The organism is Bradyrhizobium sp. USDA 4516 (genome assembly GCF_054055915.1).
Window position 1 is genome coordinate 4,635,883 of record NZ_JBSRXT010000001.1, and the last position, 18,933, is coordinate 4,654,815.

Sequence of the window (18,933 nt, forward strand, 5' to 3'; positions counted from 1 at the left end):
AACGCTCGCACCTTGAGCACGTTGATCTTGCTTCCAGTCGAAAGGCGAGCTTCACCTCGCCCCGCGTGCGGGGAGAGGTCGGAATTCAAGCACGGCTTGAATTCCGGGTGAGGGGGAGTCTCCACGAACTCATCTTTCACGGTGTTTGCTGCGAAAGCCCCTCACCCCAACCCTCCAAGAGCGAGCTCCGCTCGTCTCGACCCCGTAAGAACGGGGAGAGGGAGAAGATGCACCTACTCAAACTCCGAACCTGTCCCCGTGTCTCAGGTTTCACGATACCAGTCTTGCAGATTGTCGGTCTGGTTGGCCCAGCCGGAGAGCGCGGGCCGCACCGTGTTGGAGCAGGCTTCCACCGCGAGGCGGTGCATCACCGGGATCACCACCGTATCCTGCCACATCAGATCGTTGCACTTGATGTAGAGCTCGGCCCGCTTGATCGGATCGGTCTCGGTATCGGCCGCCTCGATCGCGGCGTCGAAATCCTTGTTGACCCAGCGCGGGAAGTTCTGCCCTTGCCACTTGTTCTCCTTGGTCGCGACATTGCGCGACAGATAGCGGCGCATGTGCAGGCCCGGGTCGGGTTGTGTCATCGGGATCTGGAACATCTCGATGTCGGCGTAGAACTTGGAATAGGTGTCGGGGTTGGCGACGTCGGAGGAGAAGAACACCGAGGCCACCACCGACTTCAGCTCGACGTCGATGCCGGCCTTCTGGCAGGCCTGCTTGACGATCGCCTGGGTCTTCTGCCGCGGGCCGTTGATCGAGGTCTGGTACAGCAGCTTCAGCTTCTTGCCGTCTTTCTCGCGGATGCCGTCGGAGCCGACCTTCCAGCCCGCCTGTTCGAGCAGCGCGCTCGCCTTCTCGACCGAGAACTCCCATCTGGTGTTCTTGGAAACGAACTCCTCGGGGCCGTTGAGATAATTGGCGGTGGCGCGGCCGGCGCGGCCGTAGATCACCTTCTTGACGGAGTCGCGGTCGACCAGCAGCGCCAGCGCCTTGCGCACCGCCGGATCCGACAGGATCGGATGCTTGGTCTTGATCGACGAGCGTTCACCGTCGACCTCGGTGTTCGGGTCGGTGAAGTTGATGGCGATGAATTCGATGTCGCCGCCGACGGCATAGAGCGTCTTGCCCTTGCCGCCCTTTTCCAGCCGCAGCAGCACCTCGTCCTCGACCTGGATGTTCCAGGCGAAATCATATTCGCCGGTCTGGATCACCGCGCGCGCCGCCGACACCGCATCGCCGCCGCCCTTCATCTCGATCGTGTCGAAATAGGGCCGGTTCGGCATGTGGTAATCGGGATTAATTTCGCCGCGCACCAGATCGCCCGGCTTGAACTCGACGAACTTGTAGGGGCTGGTGCCGACCGGCTTCAGATTGTTCGGCGCCTCGCGCGACTTGCTGCCCTTGTACTCGGCGAACAAATGCTTTGGGATGATGCAGCCATAGGCGCCGACGAACGCATTGGCCCAGAACGGCGTCGGATCCTTGAACTTGATGCGGACCGTGAGGTCGTCGACCTTCTCCACGGTCATGCCGGAATAGGTCCCGCTCGAGACGGCTGCGGTCGCGGGGTCGGTGGCATATTCCCAGTTGAACACGACGTCGTCGGCGGTGAAGGGTTTGCCGTCATGCCATTTGACGCCGGGCTTGAGTTTCCAGACCACCGACTTGGCGTCTTTGGAAAGCCCGCCGTTCTGGATCGAGGGGATTTCGGCGGCGAGGATCGGGTTGAGATGGCCGTCGACGTCCCAGCTTGCCAGCGGTTCGTAGAACAGCCGCGAGCCGTCCTGGTCCTTGGTGCCGGTGGCGAAGTGCGGATTGAGCAGGGTGGGGCCCTGCCACCACAACAGCTTCAGCGGACCGCCGCCGCCGCGCTTGGTCGGCTTGTAGGGATTCGGGCTCTGCGCCATCGCGACGCCGCCGATCGCAAGGATCTGGTTGGCCATCGGCGCGGTGAGGCCGACGGCAATCATTCGCTTGACGAAGGCGCGGCGATCCATCCGCCCGTCCTTCACGTCGTCGATCATGCCACGCAGATTCCTGTCGAACATTGTCCCCTCGGTCCGGCTCAATTGGTTATTGCGGCTGGCCGTGGAACCGGCCGCCGTGTTGGCGGCAGGATGGCACACCGAATGACCGCGAAGGTCAACGCCTCCCGCCCTTCAGCGCCTAGGTCTTTTGGCTATCGCTTGTGCAGAACCTCCCCTTGCCGCACACCGGTTCAGCAGATCGGCGCCAAAGCACGCCCTTGCGCGCCTCGCAGTGCGGAAAATTTGTTCGTTATCCTTTGTTCCGAGATGCTTTTTTGCCACGCAGGCCGGAGTTCGCGTCTGAAGCGATCCGTCCACAAACTCGTCATGCCCGGCCTTGTGCCGGGCATCCACGTCTCCGTTTCCGCGTGAGAAAGTCGTGGTTGGCCGGGACAAGCCCGGCCATGACGATGGGGATATGCGATTGCTTGATCCCGGAGAGCAGGTCCGGCCCGCACACGCGGCTCTCAGGCGATCGACATATCCAACGGCGGTGCAACATTCGCCGGCAGCGGACTGACGTAGGGCGTTCTTGTGGTCCGCTTCTTGAGGTCGGCCTTGGCGGCCGCGATCAGCTCCGGCTCCATCAGCGCCTTGACGCCGAGGCCGGCCATCGCCTTGGCGGCCTGCACCATCGCCTTGTGCGCGGCCGGCGTCTTGCCCTGCGCCACAACCTGCCAGGTGTGGAACGGCGTGCCGATTGCAACCGTCGGTGCATGGACCTGCACGGTCGGCACCACCCAGCTGACGTCGCCGACGTCGGTCGAGCCGATCAGCGGATTGCGCTTGGCGTCGATCGGCACCAGGAAGTCGGCGAGCGGCCGGTCGGTCGGCTCCATGCCGATCGCGTAATAGACCGAGGCGATGTCCTTGTCGGTCAGGGTTGCGCGGATCCTGCCGGCGAAATCCTTGTCGGCATCGTCGAAATGCGGCGGGCCGAGCTCTTCCATGATCCGGTGCAGCGTCTGTTCCAGCGGCGTGTTGGGCAGGATGTTGGAGACCGCGGAGATGATCTTCATCTCCACCTTGGTCTCGGTCATCAGCGCCGCGCCCTGCGCGATCTTGTGCACGCGCTCGACCAGCTCGTTCATGCCGGGCAGGTCGCGGGCGCGGATCGAATAGCGCACCCGGGCATGGGCCTGCACCACGTTGGGCGCGATGCCGCCGGTGTCGAGCAGCGCGTAGTGCACCCGCGCGTCGCTCGGCATGTGCTCGCGCATGTAGTTGACGCCGACATTCATCAATTCCACCGCATCGAGCGCGCTGCGGCCGAGATGAGGCGAGGCTGCCGCATGCGAGGTGCGCCCGGTGAAGATGAAATCGGCGCGGGTGTTGGCGAGCGACGGCGTCACCGCCACCTCCCAGAAGCTGTGCGGATGCCAGGTGATGGCGATGTCGGCGTCCTCGAACGCGCCACAGCGCACCATGAAGGCCTTTGCCGCGCCGCCTTCCTCGGCAGGACATCCGTAATAGCGCACGCGGCCCGGCACCTTGTTGGCCGCAAGCCAGTCCTTCACCGCGGTCGCGGCGAGCAGCGCGGAGGAGCCGAGCAGATTATGTCCGCAGCCATGGCCGTGGCCGCCGCTCTCGACCGGGCGATGCTCGGCGATTCCGGCCTCCTGGCTGAGACCGGGCAGGGCGTCATACTCGCCGAGGAAGGCGATCACCGGGCCGCCTTCGCCCCATTCGCCCATCACCGCGGTCGGGATGTCGGCGACGTTCTCGGTGATGCGAAAACCCTGATGGCGCAGTTCGGCCAGATGTTCGGCGGATGAGCGCGCCTCGGTGTAGCAGACCTCGGGCATCGCCCAGACCCGGTCGCTCAATTCGATGAAACGCGGCTTGATCGCGTCGACGCCGCGCCAAACATCACTACGGTTGTCCATTTGCTCCGATCCCTTAACGCTAGAGCATGATCCGGAAAAGTGTGAAGCGGTTTTCCGAAAAGATCATGCTCAGACAATGAGCCAAAGCGCGATGATCTCATCGCTCTTTGGGCAATCTGAAGCGCGAAACGCTAGCAGCTTGTCGCGACGCCGCCTAGCGCGCGCCGGCAGACCTGCTTTTCCGAATGTCACGTCTTGGTGTGCAGAAATGTTTCTGCGTCAGGCGGCGCTGAGCCGCTCCAGGCCTTTCCAGTCGAAGGCGATGCCGTGCCCCGGGCGATCCGGCGCGATCGCCATGCCCTGCTCCAGAACCAGCGGGTGCTCGATATAGCGGTCGAGGCCGAAGCCGTGCGCCTCGAGATACGACCGGTTCGGGCACGCCGCCAGCAGATGCACGGTGATGTCATGCGCGCCATGGCTGGTGACGGGAATATTGAAGGCCTCGGCGAGCCGGGCGATCTTCATGAAGCTGGTCACACCGCCGCAATTGGTGACGTCGGGCTCGGCATAGGACAGCGCGCCGCCGGCGATATACGGCTTGAACTCCCACAGGCTGCGCAGGTTCTCGCCGGCCGCGATCGGCACGCCGCCGGCCTGCACGATGCGAGCGTGTCCCGCGACGTCGTCCGGAATCGTCGGCTCCTCGAGCCAGGTCAGGTCGAACGGTTGCAGGGCGCGCGCGGCGCGGATCGCTTCCTCGACGGTCCATTTCATGTTGGCGTCGGCCATCAGCGGAAACTCGTCGCCGAGATGGCCGCGCATCGCCTTCACGCGCGCCACGTCGGACGCAAGGCTCGGCCGGCCGACCTTCATCTTGATGGCGCGAAAGCCCTTGGCCAGATTGTCGTCGGTCTGCTTGAGCAGGCCATCGAGCGGCAGATCGAGATCGATGCCGCCGGCATAGCAGGGCACGCGGCGGTCGAAGCCGCCGAGCAGCCGCCACAGCGGCAGCGATGCCCGCCGCGCCTTGAGGTCCCACAACGCGATGTCGAGCGCGGACAGCGCCAGCACCGCCGGCCCGCCGCGGCCGCCATAATGCAGCGCCCACCACACCTTGTGCCAAAGCTGCTCGGTGTCGTCGGCCTCCATCCCGCGCACGATCTCGGTGATTTCGCGGCCCAGGATATCGGCGATGGCGCCGCCATTGCGGCCGACCGTGTAGGTGTAGCCGGTGCCTTCGGCGCCGTCGGCATCGCGGGCGCGGATCGTGACGAGCTCGAACGCCTTGATCTCGCCGTGCGTGCTGTCGCTCAGCACCACCGGGAGCGGGATCTTGTAGAATCCGATGCTGAGGTCCTTGAGGATGGCCACGCCGGAACTCCTTGTCATGGGACGACTGCAATGCGTGACACACGATCTCAAAAGCCCCGGCTGCCTGCAACCTTGCGCCTGCGAATGTCTGCCTTGAGCGATCGGCGTGCCTTCGGAGATGCAAAGCATATGACCGCCATGCAGATCGGCGGTCATAACGGACTGGGACCGTGCGGGTGTCGTGGCGACGAGCGATGCCGCGTGCTGGACGTCGACGCTGCGGCTGAGCGGGCTTCGACGCCCGCATTGCGGTCGCATTGGCTCCAATGAATGGCCATGGAAAAATCAGACGTCAGCCAAACTTCGCGCGTAGGTTTTATCGCTTGCTGACCTCGAAAAGGAATCGACCATGCGCAATCTCACAGCATTCGTCACTGTTGCCGCGCTCGTCCTCGGAACGCCCGCCTTGGTGCAAGCGCAAGGCACGCAACCCAATGCGCCGCCGCAGTCATCTGATCAGTCCACCGTCATCCGGAGCATACAGGTCGTCGACATCAAGGACCTCAAGCCCGAGATGCGATCGAAGATCGAGGATGCGATGGCAAAGACCAAGGAAGACGACATCCAGTCGCTTCGGAAGTCGATTGACGCGACACCGCAGGCGGTCTCCGCGCTCAAGGCCAAGGGCCTGACTTCGTCGCAGGTCGTCGCTATCAACATTGCCGATGGCGTGCTGACGATGTTCGCCAAAACAGCCTGACCAGGGTCAGCGAATGTCGGTATCGGTGGTTGGACCTCCCCGCGGCCACCGATGCCAACAACTCCCGCAGCCGGCGCTGCGGGAGTTTTCATTTCTGATAGGCGCGGCCCGTCCAATGGACCCTCACCGGGGAGAGCGATCAGTCAGGCTCGTTGGGCCTGGTACGTTCCGCGCGTTTCAATTCGCGATCGATCAGCGTGCAGACGCGCCGCCGCGCCAGCAGGTCGAGCCGCGCGCGCGTGGTGCCTTGCCTGGTCTTGCAGTTGATGTCGAACGACCAGGCCCAGAGGTCGGGTTCGATGTTGGTGAGTGTGTATTGAATGTCCCGATGACGACCGATCAGCTTCTTCATGCCGTTTCTTCTTGTTGGCTGAAGATTGCATAGCCAGATCGTGAAGGCGTCTGTATCCGGTCGAATACTGAGTCGGGTGTCCGCAGGGCGGAATTTTCCAAATCACTGATTTGGGGTCGCTGTGCAGTGGCTGCGTGCAACTGACGAGTGCGCACGAAGATTCGCAGTCGTCCTGGCGAAGGCCAGGACCCATTACCCCAAGTGCGCAATGTTGCGCGACGCTAGGGCCACGATCTCGTTCACTGTCAAATGCGGTGGTTATGGTCCTGGCTTTCGCCAGGACGACAATGACGAGTCCTGCCTGCAACATCCGCCGCAGCGTACGGGTCCCTGCTTTCGCAGGAACGACGGGTGGAGAAATCTCAGCTCAACGTCACTACAACAGTCATCCCAGCCCTCACAAATTTATCACCCCGCGCCGCGCGGCATGGGCGACGGCGTCGGTGCGGCCGGTGGCGTCGAGCTTGTCGAGCAGCGAGCCGACATGAAACTTGGCGGTGTGGACGGAAATCCCGAGCCGCTGTGCGATCATCTTGTTGGACGCGCCTTCCGCCAGCAGCGCCAGCACGTCGAGCTCGCGCGGCGTCAGCTCGAAGTCGCCGCCCGCGGCCTCGCGGTTGCGTGCGACGACCGCAGCCGTGGCCTGTTCGCCCGGCGCGGCGAGCCGCAGGCCGGCGACGCTGCCGAGCAGGGTCGCCAGCCGGTCGGCGAGGACGGCGTCGTCGACCTCGAGCGCGATGACGATGTCGTTGGCCGGCTCACCGCTCACGTCTCGGGCCTCTCGCCGACTGTCACCTTGAAGTTCAGCGGCTCGCCGCCGCGATGCACGGTGAGCTCGACTACCGTGCCGACGCTCTGCGGTCCGAGGCCGCGCGACAGCGCGCGCACGCCGTACAGCTTCTCGCCATTCACGGCAATGATCACGTCGCCTTGCCGGATGCCGGCGGCGGCCGAGGGGCCGGCCTTGTCGACGTTCATCACCATCGCGCCGAGGCCGTCGTCGAGACGGACCGGCTGCAATCCGACGCCAAGATATCCGCGTGCGATGCGGCCGCTCTTCTCGAGCTGGCCTGCGACCCGCTCGATGGTCGTCGCCGGGATCGTCAGCACGCGGCGCGGGCCGAGCACGGCCATGCCGAACGGCTCGCCCGCGGCGTTCAGCGCGAGGCCACCCTGCTGGCTGTGCCGCAGCCGGACGTCGAGCTCGATCCGTGCATCGATTTCGCCGCCGCGCAGGCTGCGCCAGGCCGGGCCGGACAGTGCGACGATGCCGAGCCGCGCGGTCGGCGCGCCGCGGTCGGCGGCGACGATCACCGCGAGCGATCCCAGCGCGGGGTTCTCGGTCGAGAGCTTGACGGGGGCGACATCGCCTTCGACGTGCAGCAGCGCGACGTCGGTGGTGTGGTCGCGTCCGACGACGGTCGCTGGCCTGCGGCTGCCGTCGGCGAACTGGATTTCGATCTCGCCCTCGTCGGCCAGCGCTTCGTCGGCGGTGACGATCAAGCCCGCCTTCCAGACAAAGCCGGAGGCGCGCGCGCGATGCGAATGCACGGAGACGATGGCGGGCGCAGCGCGTGCAATGGTCTCTGCAAGGGCGGATGACAGCGATGACAGGATATTCGGTTCGGTCATGGGAAACTCCGTTGGCTTCCCTCAATCTGGGATGTCGCGGCTGACGGCGATACTGGCCGGATGGGCAGGGCGTGGCCGGGCCGCCCGGAACTGCCGCTCAGCTCAGCCGCTGCAGGGTCGCCTTCGGGCTCTCGCCGAACTTGGCGCGGTAGGCGCTCGCCATCCGGCTCAGATGGGTAAAGCCGAGGTCGAATGCAATATCGACGATGCGCTCGCCCGGCCGCGCCGTGTTGAGGCGGGCGTTGAGATGGGCGAGGCGGATGTCGAGCAGCATCTCGGACACGGTGGTGCCGAAGTGACGGCGGAAGCCGAGTTGCAGCGCGCGGATGCCGGTGCCCGCGATCTCCGCGAGCTCGGCGAGGTCCATCGGCTCGGTCGCGCGGCTCTCCAGATAGGCGCGCACGCGTTTCAAGGCGGCCGGCTGGGCCTCGGTGCGGCCGTTGAAGACATCGATCGCCGAACTCAGGCTGTGCCGCTGCTCGTTGAGCAGCACATTGAGAAACGACTCGCGCCAATCGGCCGCCGCGACCGCCGACAAAGCCTTGCGCGGCCCGAGCTGCTCGGCGGCCGTGACAAGCTGCTCGATCTTGGCCGAGAGCGTCTGCCCGAGTGGCCCGCTCAGCGCGACGGCCGGATCGAACTCGACCGGCCTCACCGCCACGCCGCCAAGCGCCGCGGCGCGATGCTCGACCAGCTTGCGGTCGAGCAGCAAGATCAGCTGAGCGCAGTGGCCGCGCCAGGTCATCTCGGTCGGAATGGTCGGCGACAGCAGCGAGGCCGTGTGCCGTGGTCCGGTGGTGAGCTCGCGCGCGGCGGTCCGCACCGCGGCCGAGCCGGACAGCGGCATCTGCAGCAGGAAGAAGCGGTCGAGGCAGCCGGGATTGATCGCGACCGATCCGCCATAGGCGACATAGTTGACGGAGAAGCCGTCGAAGTCGGCGCAATTGTGATGCGCGGAGAAATCGCTCGCGGAATGATCGACCGGCGTCAGATCGTGCGGACAGAAGATGCGGCCGATCGCTTCCGCCGCGTCATCGACGCGCGCCGTCGCGACGCGTGCGAAATCCTTGAGCCTTGCGCTTGCCGGATTTGCGCTTGCCGAAACCTCGTTGCCAACAGCAGTCACGCCGGCCGTCCGGAGTTGTTTGAGGTCTAAAACATCAGGCAGCCTAGAGCATCCCGCGGCAAAGGGGAACGCCGTTTCGTCGTGCAATCTGCCTGATCGGCGGTCAGGACGATGCGACGGCATTGGGCAGCAGCTGGCCGGCGCAATGCTCCCGCATTGCAGCATGAAGGTGCCGGGTGTGGATTCGTTTATCGGCTAGACAGCCTCACCGGCCGGCGACAGGCTCCGTGCCGGCACTGCGCATCAAAACTGGAGAGGCTGACATGGGCACGCTCGAAAAAGGCATTACCCGAACCGGCACCGGCTACGGCGGCAAGACCTGGAATATCCTGGGCCAAATCTACTATCCGAAGGCGGTCACCGACTCGACCTTCGCGTTCGAAACCAACAGCGATCCCGGCCAGTTCGTGCCGGTGCACATCCACCCGACCCAGGACGAGTTCATCCTGGTGCAGGAAGGCGTGCTCGACCTCAAGCTCGACGGCGTCTGGGTGCAGGCCAAGGCCGGCGACCTCGTGCGCATGCCGCGCGGCATCCCGCACGGCTATTTCAACAAGTCGGACAAGCCGGCGCGGGCGCTGTTCTGGGTGTCGCCGATGCAGAAGCTCGAGGCGCTGTTCGAGAAGCTGCACAATCTGCAGGACCCCGCCGAAGTGGTGCGTATCTCCGCCGAGCACGAGGTGGACTTCCTGCCGCCGGAAGCCAACGACTAGCCCGGCGGTCAAACAGACAATACGCGCACGAGGCGGCAATCGCCGGAGCTGGACTCCGGCGATGACGGGGACGCGTGCGCTTAACGAAATTGGACCTGTTCATTCAATTCGGAGCGGTTTCATGGTCAAGCAGAAGCATGTGTGCGTCATCGGCGCCGGCATTTCCGGGCTCGCCGCCGGCAAGGCCTTTGCCGGTCGCGGCCACAAGGTGACCATCATCGAGCGCAGCGGCGATCTCGGCGGCGTTTGGGAGCCGGCGCGCTCCTATCCCGACGTGCAGACCCAGAGCCCGAAGGAGCTCTATCGCTACACCGACAAGGCGATGCCGGAGTCCTATCCGGAATGGCCGAAGGGTCCGCAGGTTCATGCCTACTTGCGCGACTATGCCCGCAGCCACGGGCTCGACGGCGCGATGCGGTTCGACACCAAGGTCGAGACCATGACGCGTCGCACTGACGGCAGGCCGGGCTGGACGCTGGCGCTGCGCTCGACCGACGGCGCCACCGGCCACGAGGATTTCGACTTCGTCGCGGTCTGCACCGGGCAATTCAACGAGCCGCAGGCCCTGCCGCTGGCCGGCGAGGACGGCTTCAAGGCGCAGGGCGGGCAGATCCTGCATTCATCGCAATACGGCGATCCAACGCTTGCCAAGGGCCGCAAGGTGGTGGTGCTCGGCGGCTCCAAATCGGCGACCGACATCGCGGTGAATGCGGTCAATTCCGGCGCCAGCGAAGTCACCATCGTGTTTCGCGAGCCGGTCTGGCGGATTCCCTATTTCGTCGGCGGCCTCGTCAACTTCAAGCGCATCCTCTACATCCGCGCCCAGGAGGAGATGTTTGCCAGCTGGGGCATCGGGCCGATGGCGCGCCTCGCGCATGTCGTGGCAAAGCCGTTCGTGTGGGCGAACTGGCGCGGGCTCGAGAGCATGCTGAAGATGCAGCTCAAGCTGAAGCAATGCGGCATGGTGCCGAAGGAGCGGATCGAGGACGGCGTCAACTGCTCGGTGCCGATCGCAACCCCCGGCTTCTATCCGATGGTCGCCGACGGCCGGATCAAGGCGGTGCGCGGTACCTTCGACCATTACGACGGCAAGACCATCGTGATGAGCGGCGGCCAGCGCGTCGCGGCCGACGTCGCGGTGCTCGCGATCGGCTACAAGCTCGGCGTGCCGTTCCTGCCCGAGGAGTATCAGAGCAAGCTGGTCGAGCCCGACGGGCAGTACCGGCTCTACCGGCTGATCGCCAATCCCGATCTGCCCGACATGGGCTTCGTCGGCTTCAATTCGAGCTTCTGCACCGTGCTGTGCGCCGATCTCGCCGCGAACTGGCTGGTGCGCTACGCCGACGGCCAGCTGGCGCGGCAGCCGAGCGCGGCCGAGATGCACGACAACATCGCGATGATGCTGAACTTCAAGCGCGTCGAGCGTCCGGCAGCGGGCGTCTATGGCGGATTGTGCGTCGCGCCGTACCACTTCAAGCATTTCGACGAGCTGCTGGCGGACATCGGCACCAAGGCGTCGCGCCGCAACCCGCTCGTCGAAAAGTTCACGCCGCCGGACGCCGACGCCTATGCCCGCTTCCTCGCGACTGCGCCAGCATACAGAGCGGTGGCGTAGAGCATCACGGGATTGGGGCGAGCAGCAAGGGCGCTGCGCTCCCTCTCCCCGTTCTTACGGGGAGAGGGTTGGGGTGAGGGGCGGTCCCCGCATCTGCGGTGATAGCTGCGTTTGTGGAGACTCCCCCTCACCCGGAACGCATCTAATGATGCGTTCCGACCTCTCCCCGCACGCGGGGCGAGGTGAAACGGAGGCCGCTAATCGCGGCCGGCGTCGAGGAAGGCCTGCGCCAGCCGCTCGGGGTTGGAGAAGCACAGCTCGTGGCTGCCCGGCACCTGGACCAGGCGGAACAGCCCGAGCTTCTCCGACAACCGCGGATGCCAGGGCAGGCTGTGCGGCATCGCGGTGTCCTCCGTGCAATTCACGTAGGATTTCGCGATTGGCATCTCGGCGGGATTGCTGCGCAGCGCGATCTTGTCCTGGAAGGTCTTCAACGGGTGCGGGTTGAGCTTGTCATAGGCGCGCTGCGCCGTCTCGAGATCGGCGTCGTTGATGAAGGCCTCGCGCCAGATCGGGAACGGCAGCACCACCGAGCCGTCGCCCCGCTCGGCATGAATGGCGTCGAACAGGCCGCGATAGTGCGGCGGCACCATGTCGTTGAGGCATTCGCCATTGTTCGGGACAAAGGCGTTCCAGTAGACGAGGCGGCGGATGCGGTTCGCGGCGGCGTCGGCAACGCCGGTGATGACCATGCCGCCATAGCTGTGGCCGACCAGCACGATGTCGCTCAGATTATGCTCGGCGAGATAATCCACGATCGACTGGATCGCCTCGGCGAGCCCGGAGTCCTTCCGGTCGCCGGGCCGGTTGCCCCTGATGGTCGGGGTGTGGACGACATGGCCGGCCTTGCGGATGACGGCCGCAACCGGCTCAAACTCGGCGCCGGTATGCCAGGCGCCATGGACGAGAACATAGGTCGACATGTTGTACCTCCCTGTCTGGATTGCCGCGTCCGGACGGCCCGGAATACGCGCAAGTTTCATCCGCTTCCTGATGGATATTGACCTGGATATTGACCTGGACCCGCGGAACGCGCTTGGCTGTGAGCGAACCGGACTGGGCTCGGAGTGAACTGATGCAGCAAATCGCCGCCGCGGATCGCTCGCGCAGGCTGAGCTGGAATACCGCGGATACGAGGCCCGGCGAGCAGTTCGCGTATTACCGCGAGGCGATCTGCCAGGCCTTCATGAACCTGACGCCGGAGCCGCCGGCGACGCCGGGCTTCCTCGCCCGCGTCGAGACCGTTGGGCTCGGGGATGGCGCGGTCAACCGGGTCAGCTTCCCGGAGCATGTCGTGCGGCGCTCCGCTGCCGACATCGCCGCGTCCAGCCGGCGCTGCTACTACCTCAATCTGAAGCTTGCCGGCCGCTGCCGGATCCAGCAGGCGGGACGCGAGATCAGCCTGTCGCCGGGGCAGGTCGGAATCTTCGACAGCGGCCAGCGCTTCGCGCTGCTGCACGACCGCGGCCCGGCGCTGCAGGTCGCCTCGTTCTGGGTGCCGGCCGGGGCGCTCGATGAACGGCTGCCGTCGGCGCCCGAGGTCGCGCCGGCGCGGGTTTCGGATGATCCCTTCGTCGGCCATCTCATCACCGAGACGGCGCAGGTCCTGAACACATCCGCGCTCCGTGCTTCGGACGCGGACAACGCACGGCTGTTCGGCGTGCTGCTCGATCTGGTCGCGCTCAGCCTGTCGCGCAGTGGTCGCGCAGGTGTCGCGGAGAGCGCAAGCCTTGCCGATGCGACGTGGCTTGCGCTGCGCCGTGCCGTGGACCGCAGGCTGCGCGAGCCCGGCCTCGGCGTTGCCGCCATTGCGGCTGCGATCGGCATCAGCGAGCGCTATGTCCACAAACTGTTCGAGCGCGCCGGCACCACATTTGCCAGCCATGTGATGGACCGCCGTCTCGACGGCGCCGCGCGCGATCTGAGGGATCCCGCGATCGCCGGGCGCGCGATCGGCGACATCGCGTTCGACTGGGGCTTCTCCGACCTGTCGCATTTCACGCGGCGCTTCAGGCACCGCTTCGGCTGCACGCCGCGCGACTGGCGACGCGGCTGACCAACGCTTCGGAAATCACCATGGCGCAGCCGTTCACCTACCAGGTCAGCCCGATGCGGGTCGTGTTCGGGGTCGGCACGGTCGCGCAGCTGGCGGACGAGCTCGACCGGCTCGGCATCAATCGCGCGCTGGTGCTGGCGAGCCGGCGGCAGCAGGCCGAGCTCGGCGATCTTGCTGACCTGACCGGCGGCCGTGTGGCCGGATTGTTCGACGGTGCAGTGGTGCACACGCCGGTCGCGGTGACCGAACATGCGATGGAGATCGTCCGCGAGCTCAAGCCGGACGGCGTGGTTGCGATCGGCGCCGGTGCCGCGACCGGCCTCAGCAAGGCGATTGCGCTGCGCACTGACCTGCCGCAACTGATCGTGCCGACCAGTTATGCCGGCTCCGAGATGACGCCGGTGCTCGGCGAGACCGTCGACGGCGTCAAGACCACGCAATCATCGCCCAAGATCCTGCCCGAGACCGTGATCTACGACGTCAACCTGACGATCTCGATGCCGGCAAAATTCTCCGCGATCTCCGGCCTCAACGCGATCGCGCACGCGGCCGAGGCGCTGTACGCGCGGGACGGCAACCCGATCACCTGGCTGATGGCGGAAGAGGCGATTGCGAAGCTTGCCTCGTCGCTGCCCAACGTGATCGCGCGTCCGCGCGATCTCGAGGCACGCGCGGACGCGCTCTATGGTGCCTGGCTGTGCGCCGTCTGTCTCGGCACCGTCGGCATGGCGCTGCATCACAAGCTCTGCCACACCGTCGGCGCGCTGTTCGACCTGCCGCATGCCGAGACCCATGCGGTGCTGCTGCCGCATACCATCGCCTACAACACGCCGGCCGCACGCGAGGCGATCGGCCGTGCCGCGAACGCGCTTGGGGCGGCTGACGCCGCCGATGGCCTGTTCGATCTGTCGGCAAGGCTCGGCGCGCCGCGCTCGCTCGCCGAGATCGGCATGCCCGAGGACGGCATCGCAAAGGCGGCCGCGCTCGCCACCAAAAATCCTTACTGGAATCCGAGGCCGATCGAGGAGAGCGGCATCCGCGACCTGCTGAAGCGCGCGTGGTCCGGGTCGCGGCCGCAGGCCGGATAGATCACACCCCGATCGCGTTGCGCGCAATCACGTCGCGGTAGAACGCCGCGCTCAATTTCGGCACCCGGGCCTGGGTCTCGAAATCCACCCGGTAGAGGCCGAAGCGCTTCTCATAGCCGAAGATCCATTCGAAATTGTCCATCAGGCTCCACAGGAAATAGCCGTGGACCGGGACCCCGTCGGCGGTCGCGCGCTGCAATTGGGCGAGATAGTTGCGCAGGAACATGATGCGGTCGAGATCGTAGATCTGCCCGTCCGGATGCACCTTGTCCTCACCGGACGTGCCGTTCTCGCTGATATAGATGCTCTTGATGTTCCACAGCTTGGCGGCGATCCGCGGCGCCCAATAGATCGTCTCTGGCGCGATCCGCAGCCATTCCGAGCTCATATGCGGGAAGGAAGCCGGCATCGGCAGCGGCTTCCAGCCGGGGGCATGGTCGGTGGCAAGGATGTAGCATTGCGGCGCGTAGATGTTCAGCCCGACGAAATCATTGGGCTGCGAGATGATCTTCAGCTCGTCCGCGGTGAATTTGGGCGCATCCGCGCCGGCATATTGCAGGAATCCCTCGGTGTACTTGCCTTCGAGGACGACACCGAGAAAACCTGCATTGAGCTCGCGGGTCGCGGTCTCGGTGGCGCGGATGTTCTCCGGCGTGTTGAAGGCGGGCACGCAGGCGGTGATGTTCTCGGCCGGCCCGACCCGCGTGCCGGCACGGCCCTTGGCGCGGATCGCCTGCACCGCAAGGCCGTGCGCCAGCGCCACATGATGGCGCGCCTGGTTCACCTCGCCAGCCGGCAGCTTCAGCCCCGGGGCGTCGACGCCGAGCGCATAGCCGAAGGGGAGGAAACGTCCGACCTCGTTGAGGGTGAAGACGTTCTTCACGCGGTCGGTCAGTCGCTGCGCCACGTAGCCGGCATAGTCGCCGAACGCCTTCGAAGTGTCGCGCGAGCGCCAGCCGCCGACGCGGTCCTGCAGCGCCTGGGGCAGGTCCCAGTGATAGAGCGTGGCGTAGGGCTCGATGCCGTTCGCCAGCAGCTCGTCGACCAGGCGGTTGTAGAAGTCGAGGCCCTTCGGGTTCGGCGTGCCGGTGCCGTCGGGAAATACCCGAGGCCAGGCGATCGAAAACCGATACGCCTTGGCGCCGAGATCCTTGATGAGGCGGACGTCCTCCTTGTAGCGGTGATAGTGATCGTTGGCGCGGTCGCCGGTCGAGCCGTCCTCGATCTTGCCCGATGTGTGGGTGAAAGTGTCCCAGATCGATGGGCCGCGGCCGTCCTCATTGACCGCGCCCTCGACCTGGTAGGACGAGGTTGCGGTGCCCCAGACGAAGCCCGTGGGAAAGTTCGTGCCGTCCGGCCGCGACGCGCGGTTTGCAGCCTCGGCAGGGCCGGTCAAACCGAGCGCCGAGAGGCCTGCAAGGCCCGCAAACTGCCGGCGCGAGAACTTTCCGAACATTGTTGTCTCCCGTCGCGGATGTTGCCGCTGGAATGCGGGCCGTAGGTTAACCTTCCATTCCGCCGTTGAGCAACAAGGGTCGGTGGGCCAAAGCGCCGTGGCGAACGGCGCACCAATCAATGCGAACCATTGTGATGTCAATGTCGCGGAGTTGTCAGTTTTGTGGCGACATTTTCTCTACTAGATTGCCTGCTACGTCCTTCCGCAATGACATCCGAATATCCCCGAGATTCCCGTGAGCTGCGCGCGATGAACAAGCCTGCAACCCATGTCCGAACGGCGCTGCTGCGTCGTCTTGCCACTGCGATCGGCATGGCTTTGGCGATGGCCGCAAGCGCGCAGGCCGAGCAGACATTTTCGTTCGACCGCACGCCCGGAAAGCTACCGAAGACGGTCGTCCCGTTGCATTACGCGATCGAGCTGACGCCTGATATCACGAGCCTCGCTCTGCCGGGCGTCGAGACCGTCGACATCGAGGTACGCGAGGCGACCGCGCAGCTGACGCTGAACGCGGTCAACACGACATTCGCAGAGGTCACGATCGATGACGGCGCGCAGCACGCGGAGGTCGCGACCGACGCCGCCGCGCAGACCGCAACGCTGACCTTCGCCAGGCCGCTTGCGGCCGGCCGCCACAAGCTGCGTATCGCCTTCACGGCGCAGATCAACAAATTCGGCACCGGCCTGTTCTCGGTCGACTACCCGACCAGGACCGGGATCAAGCGGATGATCTCCAGCAAGCTGGAGCCGGCCGATGCGAGGCGGATCTTCCCGTGCTGGGACGAGCCGTCGTTCAAGGCGAGCTTCGCGCTGACCGTCGTCATTCCGCGCAATCTGCTCGCGGTCGGCAACATGCCCGTGACCAGCGAAGAGCCGGTCGCCGGCGATCTCAAAAAGGTTGCGTTCGCGCCGACGCCGAAGATGTCGAGCTATCTGTTCGTGCTTACGGTTGGCGAGCTCGAGCGCGTCACAGCGGATGCCGGCGGCGTCACGGTCGGCGTGGTGACGACGGAGGGCAAGAGCGGGCAGGGCCGGTTCGCGCTCGACAGCGCGGTGAAGCTGCTCGCCTATTACAACGACTATTTCGGCGTCAAATATCCGCTGCCGAAGCTGGACCTGATCGCAGTTCCGGCCGGGTTCGGCGGCGCGATGGAGAATTGGGGCGGCATCACCTTCTTCGAGAGCCGGCTGCTGTTCGATCCCGCGACGTCCGCCGAGACCGCGCGGCGTGGCATCTTCGCCATCATCGCGCACGAGATGGCGCATATGTGGTTCGGCGATCTCGTCACCATGGCGTGGTGGGACAATCTCTGGCTCAACGAGGGCTTTGCCAGCTGGATGGCAACCAAGGCCTCGGAGCAGTTCTATCCGCAATGGCAGGGCTGGCTGAACGGCTACGGCGCGAAGCAGTTCGCCATGGCGCTCGATGCGCGGCGCACCTCGCATCCCGTGCAGCAGCCGATTGCCGATCACAGCGAAGCGGTGACGGCGTTCGACGCCATCACCTACAGCAAGGGGCAGGCGTTGATCCGCATGCTCGAGACCTATCTCGGCGAACCAGCGTTCCGCGACGGCATCCGCAAATACATGGCCGCGCATGCCTACAGCAACGCGACGACCGCTGATCTCTGGCAGGCGCTCGAGAGTAGCGGCGGCAAGACCATCACCGGTATCGCCGCCTCGTTCACCGAGCAGGACGGCGTGCCGCTGGTCGTGGCCGAGGCGGCCTGCGATGGCATGGCGCAACGTCTGACCCTGCGGCAGGATCGCTTCGTGATCGCGCCGGCCAACAATCCGCCGCTGCCGGCCCGCAACTGGCAGATCCCCGTTGCGGTCGGACCGGCGCATGGCAAGCCGTTTGACGAGATATTGTTGAAGGGGAGCACCAATATCCCGGCCGGCGCCTGCGGCGATGCGATCAAGGTCAACCTCGGCGACGTCGGCTACTTCAGAGTCGAGTACGGCCCGAAGAACCGTGCGGCGTTGCTGAACGCATTCCCGCAAATGCAGGTCACGGACCGTCTCAATGTCGTTACCGACAGCTGGGCGCTGGTGCAGGCGGGCCGCGCGGAGGCGCCGTCCTATCTCGCGCTGCTCGATGCGCTCGATGCCGGTGACCAACGCGCGGTGTGGGACCAGGTGATCTCGACATTCGCGGCGCTGAACCGGCTGTCGCGCGGCCGCACCGAGCGGCCGGTGATCCAGGCCTATGCCCGCGCCAAGCTGCGCCCGGTGTTCGATCGGGTCGGATGGGACGGCGCCGGTTCAGGCGACGATGACACTGCGTTGTTGCGTGCAAGCCTGATCTCGACGCTTGGCGATCTCGGGGATGCAGCTATTGTGGCGGAAGCGAAGCGGCGCTTTGCGGGATTCGTCGATGATCCCAATTCGCTTCCGACCGCATTGCACGATGCCGTCACGCATGTTGTCGGTGTGACCGCCGATCGGGCGACCTACGACCAGCTGCTGGCGCTCGCGCGCAACAGCACGGCGACCAATGAACGGCTGCGCTATTATCTCGCGGCGGCAAGCGCCCGCGATGCCGAACTGGCGCGGGCGACGCTGGCGTTGACGCTGACCAACGAATTGCCCGACACGATCGTGACGGGGATGATCAACGCGGTTGCGTCTTCAGGCGAGCAGCCGCAGCTGGCCTGGGACTTCATCCGGACTAATTTCGATACGTTGCTGGCAAGGCAGGGGCCGAACTTCCGCGACCAGTTCGTGCCGAACTTCATGACCAATTTTACCGATGAGGACCATGCGGCGGAACTGGCCGCGTTTGCTCCGTCGCAATCGACCACCGGCGGACGGGTGATGGTGGCGCGATCCGTGCAGGCGATCGCGATCTCGGCCGATCTCGCCGCGCGCGTGCTGCCCGCCGCCGACGGCTGGATCAGGGCGCGCAAACCGTAAGATCGCGAAGCAGTTTCCGGCGGCGCGCGATGCGGCTATGCTCCGTGCG

General features: G+C 65.4%; 15 protein-coding genes. 6 read left to right on the top strand and 9 right to left on the bottom strand.

What is annotated here, in order from left to right; genetic code table 11:
• Window positions 1–263 precede the first annotated feature (263 nt).
• The 3 genes from ACVI1L_RS21505 to ACVI1L_RS21515 form a co-directional block, all read right to left on the bottom strand.
• The gene (locus ACVI1L_RS21505) at window positions 264–2,054 is read right to left on the bottom strand and encodes a peptide ABC transporter substrate-binding protein (protein WP_057019238.1); all 1,791 of its coding nucleotides are present in this window, start codon (window positions 2,052–2,054) and stop codon (window positions 264–266) included.
• 446 nt (window positions 2,055–2,500) lie between these two features.
• Window positions 2,501–3,919 (bottom strand): M20 family metallopeptidase, encoded by a 1,419-nt coding sequence (locus tag ACVI1L_RS21510; protein ID WP_057019239.1) that lies wholly within the window; start codon window positions 3,917–3,919, stop codon window positions 2,501–2,503.
• A gap of 219 nt (window positions 3,920–4,138) precedes the next feature.
• On the bottom strand, window positions 4,139–5,230 hold the full coding sequence (locus ACVI1L_RS21515) for a mandelate racemase/muconate lactonizing enzyme family protein (RefSeq protein ID WP_456783718.1): 1,092 nt from the start codon (window positions 5,228–5,230) through the stop codon (window positions 4,139–4,141).
• Between the two features lie 349 nt (window positions 5,231–5,579).
• Here ACVI1L_RS21515 and ACVI1L_RS21520 point away from each other — a divergent pair, with 349 nt between their 5' ends.
• Window positions 5,580–5,930, top strand: a complete 351-nt coding sequence (locus ACVI1L_RS21520) for a hypothetical protein (RefSeq protein ID WP_057019241.1) — start codon at window positions 5,580–5,582, stop codon at window positions 5,928–5,930.
• Between the two features lie 139 nt (window positions 5,931–6,069).
• Here ACVI1L_RS21520 and ACVI1L_RS21525 read toward each other — a convergent pair whose 3' ends face one another.
• The 4 genes from ACVI1L_RS21525 to ACVI1L_RS21540 form a co-directional block, all read right to left on the bottom strand.
• Window positions 6,070–6,282, bottom strand: a complete 213-nt coding sequence (locus tag ACVI1L_RS21525) for a hypothetical protein (protein WP_456783719.1) — start codon at window positions 6,280–6,282, stop codon at window positions 6,070–6,072.
• A 397-nt stretch (window positions 6,283–6,679) separates the two neighbouring features.
• On the bottom strand, window positions 6,680–7,051 hold the full coding sequence (locus tag ACVI1L_RS21530; protein WP_057019243.1) for a response regulator transcription factor: 372 nt from the start codon (window positions 7,049–7,051) through the stop codon (window positions 6,680–6,682).
• Window positions 7,048–7,914, bottom strand: coding sequence for a S1C family serine protease (locus ACVI1L_RS21535; RefSeq protein WP_456783720.1), 867 nt, complete (start codon window positions 7,912–7,914; stop codon window positions 7,048–7,050). Before ACVI1L_RS21535 ends, ACVI1L_RS21530 begins: the two co-directional genes overlap by 4 nt.
• 97 nt (window positions 7,915–8,011) lie before the next feature.
• Entirely contained in the window at window positions 8,012–9,040 is a 1,029-nt protein-coding gene (locus ACVI1L_RS21540; RefSeq protein WP_456783721.1) for an AraC family transcriptional regulator, read from the bottom strand.
• 263 nt (window positions 9,041–9,303) lie between these two features.
• Between ACVI1L_RS21540 and ACVI1L_RS21545 the strand changes: the two genes are divergently transcribed.
• Both ACVI1L_RS21545 and ACVI1L_RS21550 read left to right on the top strand, forming a co-directional pair.
• Window positions 9,304–9,753 carry a cupin domain-containing protein gene (locus ACVI1L_RS21545; RefSeq protein ID WP_057019245.1) on the top strand — a complete coding sequence of 150 codons (450 nt, stop codon included), beginning with the start codon at window positions 9,304–9,306 and terminating at the stop codon, window positions 9,751–9,753.
• A 121-nt stretch (window positions 9,754–9,874) separates the two neighbouring features.
• Window positions 9,875–11,368, top strand: coding sequence for a flavin-containing monooxygenase (locus ACVI1L_RS21550; RefSeq protein WP_076830680.1), 1,494 nt, complete (start codon window positions 9,875–9,877; stop codon window positions 11,366–11,368).
• 197 nt (window positions 11,369–11,565) lie between these two features.
• Here the strand turns inward: ACVI1L_RS21550 and ACVI1L_RS21555 are convergent, their stop codons facing one another.
• Complete coding sequence (locus ACVI1L_RS21555) at window positions 11,566–12,291, bottom strand: alpha/beta hydrolase (protein WP_456783722.1); 726 nt, start codon at window positions 12,289–12,291, stop codon at window positions 11,566–11,568.
• 152 nt (window positions 12,292–12,443) lie between these two features.
• Between ACVI1L_RS21555 and ACVI1L_RS21560 the strand changes: the two genes are divergently transcribed.
• Together ACVI1L_RS21560 and ACVI1L_RS21565 are read left to right on the top strand one after the other, a co-directional pair.
• Window positions 12,444–13,424, top strand: coding sequence for a helix-turn-helix domain-containing protein (locus ACVI1L_RS21560; protein ID WP_456783723.1), 981 nt, complete (start codon window positions 12,444–12,446; stop codon window positions 13,422–13,424).
• Window positions 13,425–13,444: 20 nt separating this feature from the next.
• Window positions 13,445–14,512, top strand: coding sequence for a maleylacetate reductase (locus ACVI1L_RS21565; RefSeq protein WP_456783724.1), 1,068 nt, complete (start codon window positions 13,445–13,447; stop codon window positions 14,510–14,512).
• Window position 14,513: 1 nt separating this feature from the next.
• On the opposite strand, the gene ACVI1L_RS21570 is transcribed toward ACVI1L_RS21565, so the two are convergent.
• Window positions 14,514–15,968, bottom strand: a complete 1,455-nt coding sequence (locus tag ACVI1L_RS21570) for a GH1 family beta-glucosidase (protein ID WP_057019250.1) — start codon at window positions 15,966–15,968, stop codon at window positions 14,514–14,516.
• Window positions 15,969–16,217: 249 nt separating this feature from the next.
• Between ACVI1L_RS21570 and ACVI1L_RS21575 the strand changes: the two genes are divergently transcribed.
• Window positions 16,218–18,884, top strand: a complete 2,667-nt coding sequence (locus ACVI1L_RS21575; protein WP_456783725.1) for a M1 family metallopeptidase — start codon at window positions 16,218–16,220, stop codon at window positions 18,882–18,884.
• Window positions 18,885–18,933: the final 49 nt, after the last annotated feature.